Annotated in this window: 14 protein-coding genes and 1 pseudogene; 9 read left to right on the top strand and 6 right to left on the bottom strand. The window is 50.3% G+C overall.

Annotated features, from left to right (window positions below; all coding sequences use genetic code 11):
• Window positions 1–21: 21 nt before the first annotated feature.
• On the bottom strand, window positions 22–996 hold the full coding sequence (locus ACR8BF_RS19195) for a D-2-hydroxyacid dehydrogenase family protein (protein ID WP_434746155.1): 975 nt from the start codon (window positions 994–996) through the stop codon (window positions 22–24).
• 553 nt (window positions 997–1549) lie between these two features.
• Between ACR8BF_RS19195 and ACR8BF_RS19190 the strand changes: the two genes are divergently transcribed.
• On the top strand, window positions 1550–2722 hold the full coding sequence (locus ACR8BF_RS19190; protein ID WP_434746154.1) for an EAL domain-containing protein: 1173 nt from the start codon (window positions 1550–1552) through the stop codon (window positions 2720–2722).
• A 10-nt stretch (window positions 2723–2732) separates the two neighbouring features.
• On the opposite strand, the pseudogene ACR8BF_RS19185 reads toward ACR8BF_RS19190, so the two are convergent.
• A pseudogene (locus ACR8BF_RS19185) lies at window positions 2733–3254 on the bottom strand (GNAT family N-acetyltransferase).
• Window positions 3255–3746: 492 nt separating this feature from the next.
• Here ACR8BF_RS19185 and ACR8BF_RS19180 point away from each other — a divergent pair.
• From ACR8BF_RS19180 to map, 3 genes are all read left to right on the top strand, one after another.
• The gene (locus tag ACR8BF_RS19180) at window positions 3747–3995 is read left to right on the top strand and encodes a hypothetical protein (RefSeq protein WP_292986159.1); all 249 of its coding nucleotides are present in this window, start codon (window positions 3747–3749) and stop codon (window positions 3993–3995) included.
• A gap of 405 nt (window positions 3996–4400) precedes the next feature.
• Complete coding sequence (locus ACR8BF_RS19175; protein WP_179898239.1) at window positions 4401–4646, top strand: ParD-like family protein; 246 nt, start codon at window positions 4401–4403, stop codon at window positions 4644–4646.
• Window positions 4643–5428, top strand: a complete 786-nt coding sequence (gene map, locus ACR8BF_RS19170; RefSeq protein ID WP_434746153.1) for a type I methionyl aminopeptidase — start codon at window positions 4643–4645, stop codon at window positions 5426–5428. Before ACR8BF_RS19175 ends, map begins: the two co-directional genes overlap by 4 nt.
• 27 nt (window positions 5429–5455) lie before the next feature.
• On the opposite strand, the gene ACR8BF_RS19165 is transcribed toward map, so the two are convergent.
• Both ACR8BF_RS19165 and ACR8BF_RS19160 read right to left on the bottom strand, forming a co-directional pair.
• A complete protein-coding gene (locus ACR8BF_RS19165; protein WP_179898237.1) occupies window positions 5456–6559 on the bottom strand; it encodes a sensor domain-containing diguanylate cyclase in 1104 nt (367 codons plus the stop codon).
• 185 nt (window positions 6560–6744) lie between these two features.
• On the bottom strand, window positions 6745–7053 hold the full coding sequence (locus tag ACR8BF_RS19160; protein WP_179898236.1) for a hypothetical protein: 309 nt from the start codon (window positions 7051–7053) through the stop codon (window positions 6745–6747).
• A gap of 230 nt (window positions 7054–7283) precedes the next feature.
• Between ACR8BF_RS19160 and ACR8BF_RS19155 the strand changes: the two genes are divergently transcribed.
• From ACR8BF_RS19155 to ACR8BF_RS19145, 3 genes are all read left to right on the top strand, one after another.
• Entirely contained in the window at window positions 7284–7508 is a 225-nt protein-coding gene (locus tag ACR8BF_RS19155; RefSeq protein ID WP_179898235.1) for a hypothetical protein, read from the top strand.
• A gap of 2 nt (window positions 7509–7510) precedes the next feature.
• Entirely contained in the window at window positions 7511–7753 is a 243-nt protein-coding gene (locus ACR8BF_RS19150) for a hypothetical protein (RefSeq protein ID WP_434746152.1), read from the top strand.
• Window positions 7754–7844: 91 nt separating this feature from the next.
• Complete coding sequence (locus ACR8BF_RS19145) at window positions 7845–8531, top strand: RipA family octameric membrane protein (protein ID WP_434746151.1); 687 nt, start codon at window positions 7845–7847, stop codon at window positions 8529–8531.
• A gap of 215 nt (window positions 8532–8746) precedes the next feature.
• Here the strand turns inward: ACR8BF_RS19145 and ACR8BF_RS19140 are convergent, their stop codons facing one another.
• Complete coding sequence (locus ACR8BF_RS19140; protein ID WP_434746150.1) at window positions 8747–9796, bottom strand: NAD(P)-dependent alcohol dehydrogenase; 1050 nt, start codon at window positions 9794–9796, stop codon at window positions 8747–8749.
• Window positions 9797–9907: 111 nt separating this feature from the next.
• On the opposite strand from ACR8BF_RS19140, the gene ACR8BF_RS19135 reads away from it, so the two are divergent.
• Window positions 9908–10300, top strand: coding sequence for a winged helix-turn-helix transcriptional regulator (locus ACR8BF_RS19135; RefSeq protein WP_434746149.1), 393 nt, complete (start codon window positions 9908–9910; stop codon window positions 10298–10300).
• 26 nt (window positions 10301–10326) lie between these two features.
• On the opposite strand, the gene ACR8BF_RS19130 is transcribed toward ACR8BF_RS19135, so the two are convergent.
• A complete protein-coding gene (locus ACR8BF_RS19130) occupies window positions 10327–11148 on the bottom strand; it encodes a Cof-type HAD-IIB family hydrolase (protein WP_434746206.1) in 822 nt (273 codons plus the stop codon).
• Between the two features lie 253 nt (window positions 11149–11401).
• Here ACR8BF_RS19130 and ACR8BF_RS19125 point away from each other — a divergent pair, with 253 nt between their 5' ends.
• A complete protein-coding gene (locus ACR8BF_RS19125) occupies window positions 11402–12664 on the top strand; it encodes a DUF1479 domain-containing protein (protein WP_434746148.1) in 1263 nt (420 codons plus the stop codon).
• The last annotated feature ends 38 nt before the right edge of the window (window positions 12665–12702 follow it).

Genomic DNA, 12702 nt, shown 5'->3' with positions numbered 1-12702 from the left:
AGATGAGGCGGGATGCAATGACTATTTTTGCTGGTCATGTGTGCCATTAATGACATGTGAACTGTCGCCCTCGAAGTAACGCACGACATTATCAAAGGCCGTTTTGAAATAAAGTTCATAGCTGGCCTTCTCGACATAGCCCAGATGTGGCGTGCAAAGCACATTCGGCATCTGCAGGTAAGGATGTTGAGTGTTGTAGATCGGCTCTTCTTCATAAACATCCAGTGCCGCGAATCCAGGTCGACCCTGTTTCAGGGCGTTCAACAACGCGCCTTCAGCAACAAGTTCGGCACGGCTGGTATTCACGAATAACGCATCTGTTTTCATTAACGCAAGATCTGTTGGCGTAATGTTACCTTCCGTAGCCGTCACCAGCCTTTGGTGCACGGTTAACACATCACATGTGGCGAAAAATTGCTCGCGACTTCCGGGAACCCGCCATCCGTCAGCACGCGCCTCTTCCTGCGCTCGCGGGCTTCCCCATACCTGCACCTGCATCCCAAAAACGGCTGAACAGGCCGCGATGCGTTTACCTATTTTTCCATAACCCAGAATGCCAATGACCTGATTGTGAACCGCCGAGCCGATTTCTGTTTGCCAGCGCCCCTGAGCCATCGCGTCCACTGACGAGACTAATTTCCTTCGGGAGGCCATGATCAGGAGCCAGGTTAGCTCAGCAGGCGCAATCGGGGATCCGCTGCCTTCCACAATGGCGATACCCGCCCGTGTACAGGCATCAATATCTACATTTCTGGCTAGCTTGCCCGTCTGACTGATTAATTTAAGTTTTGGTGTGCGTCGCAGAAAGGTTTCATCGATCACTGTCCTTTCCCGGATCAGAATTAATGCCTCTGCAGAGGATAACTGAAGATCTGCCCGCGAGTCCTTGCTAAGGTCTCCCAATGCTGAGCAGTGGAATTTCTCGTTTTGCTGGAGGAAACCTAACGGCTTAGTTGCAAGCTGATAATCATCTGGAATGACAATATGAATGGCCATCAAAAATCCTCAATTTTGATCATGCTGGACACCATTATTTTTTGATGATGTTACGTTGTATCATGTAAATGACCCAGACTCCTCAATCGTTCATGATCTTTTACAACATGATATAAATGTTCTTATACTCTCTTACGGAAACGCCGTAAGGAGCTCACATTGATTCGGATTATGACCTCGTGATTTCGTACGGAACCGGTTGCGCACACGCTCCCGACCACAGAAAGGCTAAACGAATGCCATAATGCCGAGCGATATTTTACTAACGGTCCTGCTATTGCGATCTAATGAAAAATGAGCCTTAGCCGATAATGATAAAATTGTATTCTGTGTCAGAGTTATAATATAACTGTACTGACTTTGAATTGTTAATGACCCATCTAAGTTAAGGGAGTCTTAATATATCCACCCCGTGAAACAGTGTTCTCCTGAATAGCTTTACTGACACAATATAAAATAATTAAGCTCAACTGATGTTGCTGAATATTACCACGCATAAGACCTGAAGGATTGTCTGTTAACCCTCAGAAAATCAGGTCGTAACAGGAATAAAATGAAACATGGCGTAAGAAATGGCGAGCCGCGCGAACTTTTGCAGCAGCGTATAAAAAGAGGAGAATTTCATCCGTTTTTCCAGCCGATAGTCTCTTTGGAAGATCTGCGCGTGATGGGGTTTGAAATGCTTGCGCGACACATTTCGCCCAAAGGGTCGATCACGCCTCCGGCAAATTTCATTCCGGCTATGGAGCGAGCAGGCCTGCTTGACGAACTGATGTTCAGTCTTATGGTCCAGGGGTTTAAAGCGGCGGCGGCGTGGCCGGACCATCAATTTTTATCAATGAATGTTTCCCCATCTCAGCTTAACGGCAGGTATCTTACTGAAACCATCAGGAAAACGGCCCTTAAATCTCAGTTTGATCTGGCCAGGTTAAAGATTGAGATTACCGAAACGGCCCTGCTAAATGACATAAAATCCGCCCGGACCGAAATTGAAGCCTTATCAGAGATGGGCTGTACGATCGCGATGGATGACTTTGGTACAGGCTATTCCAGCCTTGCGTGGCTGATTCAATTACCAGTAAACACACTTAAAATTGATAGCAGCTTTATCCGGTCCATGCTGGACAAAAAAGACAGCCGGAAAATTATTTCCAGCGTGGTCGGTCTGGGCAGAAGCCTTGATATGGATGTCATTGCTGAAGGGGTTGAAACAGTGGAGCAGGCTGAAATGTTACGGGGCATTGGCTGTCTGTATGCGCAGGGTTATCTTTTTGGACGGCCGGTATCAGCTGCAGAAAGCTGCCAGCTGCTAACGACGGCCAATGACAAGGGGTTCATCCAGCGGGATGCGAGACTTTCTCTCGATCAGCGAGCGCATCAGATATCATCAATGTATGCTGTTCCAGGCACCTCCATTTGCTTTCTTAATCCAGAGTTAATGATTGTTGATGCAAGCGACACATTTGCGGAAAGGGTCGGCTGGGCCCCGCAGGATGTTATCCATAAATATATTTATGAGGTGATACCGTCTCAGGCTGACAAGTTACTCTGGTTGCAGGCGTTCCGTAAAAAAGGACTTCCCTATCCTCCTTATGAGGTGGTGCTGCCTGACGGTTCGTCCGATCTTGTCATGGTGACGCGAGTGGAAGATGAAGCAAAGGATTTACTGGGTTTCTGCGTGTTTGGTGTCAAACTGAGCAACCGTGAAAGCAATGGCAAAAATTGACGGGAGTGCCTCACCCTTCTCCATGGTGCCACTCATCCCGCTTCAGGCTAAACAGCATGCTGGCGGGCGCGTTTTCGACATCATGAATATCCCTGATATGCCTTAGTCCCGCTTTGACGAGAACTTTTTGTGAAGCCAGGTGATTCGCTCTCACGACTGCAGATATCTCAGGGAGTGTTAATTCATTGAATCCGTAACCGACCGCATAGTTCGCAAACTCCGTCGCCAGACCTTTCCCCCAGGAATCAGTAGAAAAGCGATAACCCAGATTGTTGATGGTGATATCGGCAAATTTTTTGATACTCAATCCGCCAAAACCGATGACTCTGTCAGGATGGTCCCGGAGCAGGATAGCCCAACTGCCAAAACCATGCGATTCCCAGTGGCTAATCGCGCGGGACAAAATATCCTAGGAATGATGAATATCCGGATGCGGACCCGCTGGATTAAACGTGTTGGTCGCTGGATCGCCATAGATTCTGAAAAGATCATCGACATCTGCTGGCGTGACTGGACGTATAAACAACCGCATAGCGTCTGGCTGCAAAAGAACCTCCTGAATTTGGTTTTAGAAAAGGCTATATCTGATAATAATCGCCTTACACGCGCCGATCACGACGTAAATATCTCACCTGACCAGCATAGTAGCGATGCGATATCAATAATTTCATCGGTCTTCAGTCCCGGTAAGTCAAATTACGGATGTTGTGCATAAACAGCGTGTCGTTAATAACTTAAGTCAATCTGAAAAATATTGCATATATGGCTGAAGATATCCCGATGCTTGTCGAAAATATGACTAGTGAATAAGAATAAAACGGGAGAAGTCATAAATGGCGCTCTGCCCTGACTGTCTGTAAGGACAACATCAATTTATTTAGAAGCCTCGCGGCACTGGAACGACTATGAATCAATATATTACAGGAAGCAGAAACGTCCGGAACGGTATTTGCAACATAACGGAGAGGCCACATGCTGATTTCTCCCTGGCAATCTGGACTTTAAGCATTAAAGGAAATGGCTAATGAGCATTGTTTACATACCCGCGCTTATCCCATTACTGATGAAAAATGAGAATGAGAAAGGCAGCCCGCTTACAGAGGCAGAAGTCAGCCACATCCGGGATAATGCTATCTGTATTGAAGTGCCGGGTGACGTTGCTTTCGCTATGGCTGAATGCCGCGGTTATTTTGATATCAATCCTGAACGTTGCTGGCCAGAATGGAGTGCGTACCGACGTAAGAATTTGCAGTCTGCAGCTGACAACGTATGACGCATGATGGTTCACAGTGTACATCTGCACTTCACGTTTAAGCAGTCGGCCCCGGAACCTATGACGCCAGAGATCGCCATGTTGATCGCTCACTCCAGGCTGGTTTAAGCGTCTATGATGTATAGCCATGCAGCAGACGATGGATTTACTCACTCCCCGCCAGCACATACACAACTGTCTCATTCGAACATCGCATCGCTCAGTGTGGTTTGTTGAGGCTTGCATCACTGTTACCCGGCCAAATGAACTTCTCTGTGACGTGTAAGTCTTTCTGTTTTCAACAAATGCATGGCTGCAGGTGAAAGCGCTATACCGCCTTTCAGCCAGGCAACAATTTCACCTCTTTTCAAACCACCCCGCTGGCGTTAATATATACAAAACATATACGTTTTATATAAGGCTCACATGGGTATCGTAAAAATCTCCGACCTGATGCATGAGAATCTGCGCATCGCCAGTCAGGCGATGAGCCGCTCAATTAATTCGCAGGCAGAACACTGGCTTAAGCTTGGCATGCTGGCTGAACTGTATCCACAGAAAACTCAACACCAACTGGCGCAGATGCTGATCCGGCTCGAACTGGAAGGCAGCGCTGACATCCGCAATATGCTCCCTAAAGAGAGCCTCACTACACAAGGAGACGTGTCATGAACACCGTTAAAATTCATACCGCCGCGGAGATTGAAATGGCGCGGGCAGCCGGACAGGCTGCGGCTCAGGTGCTGGCAATGATCACCCCTCACGTCCGCCCTGGCATTACGACTGAAGAGCTGGATGATATCTGCCACGACTTCATTGTGAATGAACTTAAGGTGACGCCCGCTAACATCGGTTATCACGGCTATACCCGCACCACCTGCACGTCGGTCAATCATGTAGTGTGCCACGGTATTCCGGCCAGCAAGAAGCTCAAGGATGGCGATATCGTCAATATCGATGTGGCGATTATTAAAGATGGCTGGTACGGCGATACCAGCCGGATGTACTTTGTCGGCACGCCGTCGGTTCGCGCCAAACGTCTGGTTGAGATCACCTATCAGTCAATGGTCGCAGGCATTAAAACCGTCCGTCCTGGCGCAACGCTGGGCGATGTGGGCGCGGCGATTCAGCGTGTAGCGGAAGGCGCTGGCTTCTCTGTGGTGAGGGAGTATTGCGGTCACGGCGTCGGTGAGATTTACCACACCGATCCGCAGGTGCTGCACTACGGCACGCCGGGCGAAGGCATGCCGCTAAAGGCGGGGATGATTTTCACCATCGAACCGATGATTAACGCCGGTAAAGCCGGGACCAGCGTGCTGTCAGATGGCTGGATGGTCGTGACCAAAGACCGTTCGCTTTCTGCGCAATGGGAACATACCATCGCCGTCACCGAAAAGGGTTTTGATTTGCTGACGCCGTGGCCTGAAGGCACCGGCGACTACCCGGCGATTTAACCCTTCAGCCTGAGATGCTGTCTCAGGCTAGATTCTCTGTTTGCTGCTGACTTCACTCAGCGTTTCCCGCGTACCGGCATGCCACACCTGAACATTGTTGCGTCCGGCGCGCTTGACCTGATAAAGCGCCTCATCAGCGCATCTTAGCCACTCATGAATTGATGATGCATCACTCGCTGGTGCAATGCCGATACTCACCGAACACTGAAAGGTGGATGACGCTGGCAACCGCAACAGGGCAATCCCCTGTTTAATCTTTTCTGCCAGCAACAGGATGCTGGGTTCATCCGCGTCCCGTACAATCACACATAATTCGTCACCGCCAAAACGGGCAGGAATATCCTTCAGGCCGACGCTGTCTCGCAGCAGTGCCGAGATTTCTGACAGTAAAAAGTCACCCGCTTCATGCCCGAAGGTGTCGTTAACCTGTTTGAAGTGATCGACATCCAGGAGCATTAACCAGGCTTTACCCTCACCTCGCTGCGTCCGCAAAAATTCACTTTCAAGCCGCCGCTCAAACAGACGACGATTTGGAATCTTCAGACCGGGATCCATCAGCGCAATGCGTTCGAGTTCGCGGTTCTTTTTGCGCAGAGTCAGGGTCAGATTGTGCGAAACGATACTTAATGCCAGTAGATATACGCTTGCAAGCGGTAGTGTCAGCCAGACGGTACGGGTACTAAAGGTCAGTAATAGGGTTGCCCTTTCCGCCAGCCACACCAGCACGAAAGCTAACAGAAAGGCCTGCAATGCGGACTTAAGCTGGACCCAGCCTCCCGCCGAATAACGATCGGAGATTAGCACCGCCATGATAATAATCGAGGGGAGCGGACTCAACGCCATGGAGGCCACCCAGAAACCGCCAAAAGCCGCATCCAGCGTCAGATTCTTACGCTCAAATCCTGTGGGATCGCGCGACTGCAATGCCAGTCTGTAGGCTGCATAAGGCCAGGCAAAGGCATTAGTAAACAGCAGAGCACAGAGTTCCGGGCTTTTACCCATCTCCATCAGAACGGACAAAATAGGCAGAAAACAGAGAAAAGTGCCCAGTTGGCGCATCATAAACATGCGACGCACAAATCGCTTTGAGCGCTGCTTCAGTTGAACATCATCGTGTGTGTAATAATTCATATGCGTACTGAAGCAGCTAAAGGTTATGGCAGTTTATCGGCAAATGATGGAGCAGGGTTAGTATTTTGCAGAATATTCTTATTGCAGCTTAAAATTCTCGCAAATTATAGCCGTTAGTGGCAGGCCTGAAACGAAACCAGCGGGGAAAACAGGCCGCGCGCCATTGCATGGCACGCGGTTGTGGATTATCTGCGGCCTTTAACGATTGAAGCCGACCAGTTGAAATCGCTGACTTCACTGGCGGTCAGTGAAGAAGGTTTCTTTTTGCGCAGCGGTTTTTTCTTCGCCTTTTCTGCCAGCGCTCTTTCCTTCTCCATTTTACTGGTCATAACGATCTGACGCGCTTCGCTATTAAATTCTTTATCTTTCTTACTATCGGGCTCTTTACCGGTTCGTTGACGGTACTTCTCCGCCAGGCCCTTATAGGTTTGCTCGACGGCCAGTCGTTCATCAGCGTTGAACTGATCAATGGAAATCATCTTTTTATCGTTCATAGCGGCGTGTCCTGTGGCGAGTTATCCGGGCAAGTGTACCGCATTTGCGGTCCGTTAACGCAGCGAATGGCATTAATCAGATCGCATGATAGTTTCTACAGCCCACCCACCGGGTAATTCTTCTGAAACTCACGCTTAAACCCTGCTAAAAGCAGGGTTATCTCTTAATATAAAACTAATGTTTATCAGGTTTACTGGCAGTGACCACGTACTGCCGAGGAGCTGAAGGAATGATAAAAGAGACCGATCGCCTGTCACAGGCATTATTACGGCGGCATGGGATTGGCGTGAAACAAAAACGTATACACTTTCGCGGCAGGGATCTGCTGTTTCAGCTGCACAATACCCGATATGATGTTTTTAACGGTGATCGATGCATTGCGACTGTCGATACGAATAATATTAATGAAGCCATCAGACAGTTTAAAGCGCTGGATAATCCTGTGGAGAAATAACCATGCCAGACTATCGCCTGTTTCAGAAGGATCACACACTCAAAGCCGTGAACATAGTGCGGCAGGATCAGCAAGACGCGTTAACTTCCGAGGGTTATAAGAAAGTGTGGCACGAGGTGCATGCCGATAACGCGGATGCCGCCCTGCTGCGCTATCAACAGATGCGTTATGAAGAAGAGAATGCCGCACACTCCTTTGCAACTGATTCAGTAATAAGCAGTCTGCTGAGCCTGATATCCCGGTAAGCCGGTGTGGGGCCGCCGGTTTAGCCAAAGTTACTGTTAATTCATCGCGTGCTGATTAGAATAAAGAAAATTCCCCGAATACAGGTTTCTGATGAAAATAACCATTCACAAAGAAGATGAGCTGTTTATGCACAACTTCTTTGCCGCGCCATGCCACACCATTGAAACAGGCTCACATGAAGCTCAACAGATTCAGCAATCGCTGCAGCTGGCCATTCAGCAAAAAGGATTAGAGGCCGATGGCGACTGGAAACGTAGCCTGACCTTTCTGCTGCTGTTTCTCTTTCTGTATGCTGCACTGGGCGCCTCACTGACGCTTGATCTCAGCGCCGCCGGCACGGCACATAAGAGTATTGCCTATGCGCTGGAAGCCATACCGGTACTCATCGCCTTCTCCGGTTTCTTCATCTCCATCCTTTATCTTTTTCTGACCCGTGCCAGTGCGCGGAAACAGCGCAACTGGGAAAAGAGTATTCTGGTGCTGGAGAAATACTCCATCGGAAACCTGTTCAAAGCGACACACACCCAGGGCGGTGGCACCAGCAATTACTCTGTTCCCAATCTTTCCATTTCGCTTTCGCTGTTTATCTGCGTGACCTGGCTGGTGATTTACAATTATCTGACCTTTACCACCAGCGGCGTGTTTGGCAGTGTGATTTCTCTGTTCATTAGCACTATGGTGTATGTGATCCTGGACATTCAGCTGCTTAAACCTTTTATTCATGTGGTTGAGCAGGATCAAACAGTAAAGCGTGACGCGGATAAAGAGCAGGATTAACTGGCATCTTTATAAGGTTAAACAGATACCCGGTCATTAAACCGGGTATTTTTTTGCCCGGATTTTGCTGCAAGACCGATTGAGTACCGAGGCTTCAACAGGCAATGATGTTAGCAGATAAATGTATGTTGTAACTATAAGCCTCTCATCTGCCTTTCTCTGTTCAGACCTGCTGCAGGGAGGAAATAGACCCGCTTTCACAGCGGGTCAATGACTTACCAGCGGGTTTTCTGCATATCGATGACAAAACGATATTTCACATCACTGGTCAGCATACGCTCAAAAGCCGTTTCCACCTCATCCCCCAAGATCATCTCTACGTCAGCTGTGATGTTGTGCTGACCACAGAAGTTGAGCATCTGCTGCGTTTCCTGAATACTGCCAATTGAGGTGCCCGTAATGCTCAGGCGGCGAAACACCATTGGTGTGACATTCGGTGATGGATGCGGCTGATCGGGGATCCCAACCAGTACCAGCTGGCCGTTGGTTTTCAGCGCGTTGAGATAGGGATCGAGGTCGTGCGGTGCAGAGACACAGTCCAGAATGATATCCAGCGATGCCTGACACCTTGCCATTTGTGCAGCGTCGCGCGAGATCACTACATGTTCAGCGCCAAGACGGCGTGCATCCACCCCTTTCGCCGGAGAGGTCGTAAACAGGGTAACTTCTGCGCCCATCGCGCTGGCCAGCCTGACTGCCATGTGACCCAGCCCGCCAAGACCCACCACACCTACACGATCGCCCGCTTTGATATTGAAGTGCTGCAACGGTGACCAGACAGTGACGCCAGCGCACAGCAGTGGAGCTACCGCGTTCAGCGCCAGATTGTCGGGTACCGTAACCACGAAATGCTGGTCGGCAATAACATGCTGCGCATAGCCGCCAGAGGTTGTGTTACCCGTGTATTTATCAGTGCCGTTGTAGGTTGGCGTGAAACCCGCCTCACAATATTGCTCTTGATGATGCCTGCAGAAGTGGCATTCGCGGCAGGAGTCGACCATTACACCAACACCTACCGTATCACCGACTGAAAACTTAGTGACATTGTCACCCACTGCAACGACGTTTCCAACAATCTCATGCCCCGGAACCAGGGGATAGCGGCTGACGCCCCATTCATTGCGCGCCATGTGAAGGTCAGAATGACAGACGCCACAGAAAAGGATTTCGATTTTGACATCGTCAGCCTGCATGTCACGTAGCTCAATCTGGCCGGCCTTTAGCGGTTGATCTGAGTGGAATGCTACCAGCGCGTTAATTTTCATCTGTTGCCTCTTATCACCTGATGGTCGTAAAGAAAGCGGCCAACTATAGACACACGGAAACTCATTTGGTAGTAGTTACCTTTTGGTTACCATGAAAAAGGGTGTATGATTATGCCGGTCTGGGTTGAAGGAAAACTGTGCTTTTATGCGGACTCACCGCCGCGCCGACTGCTGGAACTTTTTTCAGTGAAATGGAGCACGATGGTGCTGCATGCGCTCTATCACTGGCCAGATAACAGGGCACGCACGGGCGAACTTGAGCGCAGGCTGCAGGGCATTTCAAAGAAAATGCTGATTCAGACGCTGCGGGAGCTGGAGCAGCGCGGACTGGTGTCGCGACGGGTCTGGCAGGTGGTGCCGCCAAAAGTGGAATACAGCCTCACGGCACTCGGTCATACCTTCGCAGAGCCGATTGAACTGATGTATGAGTGGGGTCTGGAGAATCAGGCTGCGCTGGATGAAATGGAAAATCACGCGCGCAGCCATCACGAGAGTAACGGGTAGAACCGCCCGTGTTGACGTTAAAGAGGTTAATCGAACGGGAATTCGCGCGCCAGCACGCGCGCAATCACATTCAGCGCACCTTCGTCATTGTTGCTCTGAGTCTGATAGCGCGCCACGGCGGCTACAGCATCAGCAGCATTCGCCATTGAGAAGCTAAAGCAGGCCTGACGCAGCATCTCGATGTCATTGGCGCTGTCACCAATCGCCAGTACTTCGCAGTCGCTGATACCCCATTTTTCCTGCAGCAGCGCAATACCATGTGCTTTATGGCAGCCGGGGATAATCAGATCGATAAAGCCAAACCCGCTGGAAACCGGATGCATGATGTTCTCCAGTTCGCCCAGGCTGGAATGCAGTCTTTGCAGCAGTGCTTCTACACCTTCATTCTCCAGCTTCAGCGAGAATTTGAAAATGGTGTCGTCGATGGCATAGAGGTCATCGCGTTTTTCAAGCCGGTGATAGTGGTTAGCAAGCATCGCCATCACCTCGTCAGAGGTGGATGAAGGCATATACGCGCCATTGCGTCCACAGACCACCACCGCGATGTCAGGCTCATGCGCCAGAATATCGAGGATCTTATGCACCTTCTCCTGCGCTAACTCGCCGCAGAAAATCTCTTCGTTGCAGTCAGAGACCCATGCGCCATTTTCCGCCACGAAAGCGATCTCATCTTTGATATCGGGAAAATAGCGCTGTAACTGGTAATACTGATTACCACTGGCCACCACAAAACGGATGCCCTTCTGCTTCAGCAGCGCATACTGACGTAAAAACCGCTGAACGTTGTACTGCTTATTGTCGTCCAGAAAGGTGCCGTCCATATCCACCGCAATCATCTTAACCGCCATCTCGCCTGCCCCTTTACGTTCGCCGTTCTGTCCTTTCGGCTGATTGATTTGATTCATAAAGCTTACTCGCTGTGTGGATTAATGAGAATGCAAATAGTGACTTTGCTAACGGCTTTCAGAGCGTTCCGGTTCAGAAGTTGTGTTATCACGCACGTTTTTCTCCGTTAAAAAAATGTTAGCCTCAATCGCAAATTACGAATGAAGGTTATTTTAATTACATTCGTAACTCAACCCGAATATTGAGGAGCATGTGATGCGTGATGAAACCCGATCTACCCCATTACCCGACGACGTTAAAGCTGCAATCCGCGCGATGAAAAAGCAGTTACGCCAGCAAATCGGTGATGTCGATACGCTGTTTCAACAGGTGTGCGACAACATCACAGCCGCGATTGCTGAAGCAAAAGCAGATGAAAAGCGCACGGGCAGCGCCTGGCCGAGGGTGCCAATGCAGGACATTGCAGCAGGAAGGGTTTCGGATGGAACCCGGGCGCGGATTAAACGTCGCGGCTGTGTGGTAATTAAGCAGCATTTCGCGCGTGAGCAGGCGCTGGCATGGGATAAGTCAATGCTCGACTATCTCGATCACAACCGGTTTGACGAACAGTATCGCGGCCCTGGCGATGACTTCTTTGGATCGCTGGCCGCCTCCCGCCCCGAAATCTATCCCGTTTACTGGTCGCAGGCGCAAATGCAGGCACGGCAGAGCGCGGCAATGGCTGATGCGCAATCCTTTCTGAACCGGTTATGGACGTTTGAATCTCAGGGTAAGCAGTGGTTCAATCCGGATATCAGCGTTATCTATCCCGATCGTATCCGTCGCCGCTTGCCGGGCACGACCTCAAAAGGATTGGGCGCCCACACTGATTCTGGCGCGCTGGAACGCTGGTTACTCCCCGCGTATCAGCAGGTTTTCAGTAAGCTTTTTCACGGTGATTTTGCCGCTTACGATCCCTGGGATGCGGCATACCGCACCGAAGTGGATGAATACGATCTGCCGGGTACCACCAAATGTTCCGTATTCCGCACTTTTCAGGGCTGGACCGCAATGTCCGACATGATCCCAGGTCAGGGGCTGCTGCATGTGGTGCCTGTGCCGCAGGCGATGGCTTATGTTCTGTTGCGTCCGCTGCTTTCAGATGTGCCAGAAGATGAACTGTGCGGCGTCGCACCGGGTCGGGTATTACCCGTCAATGAGCAGTGGCATCCACACCTGATGGCCGGACTCTGTTCGATACCTGCCTTAGAGGCGGGCGATTCGGTATGGTGGCATTGTGATGTGATCCACGCTGTAGCGCCGGTGGAGGATCAGCAGGGCTGGGGCAATGTAATGTATATCCCCGCTGCGCCGATGTGCGACAAAAATCGCACCTATGCCCGGCGGGTTGCACAGGCGCTGGAGCACGGACGTTCGCCAGGAGATTTTCCACCGGAAGATTATGAAACAGAGTGGGACCAGCGTTTTACGCTGCAGGATCTCAATCTTAACGGACGCCGATCGCTGGATTTGTCCTGACCCGAATCCCGCGTTGTACACCGGCGCGGGATATCCCT

The sequence above is a fragment of the Candidatus Pantoea rara genome (assembly GCF_051136265.1).
GTDB lineage: Bacteria > Pseudomonadota > Gammaproteobacteria > Enterobacterales > Enterobacteriaceae > Pantoea > Pantoea rara.
Note: the sequence above shows the minus strand (reverse complement) of the source record. Positions and strands in the feature narration are given on the sequence as shown.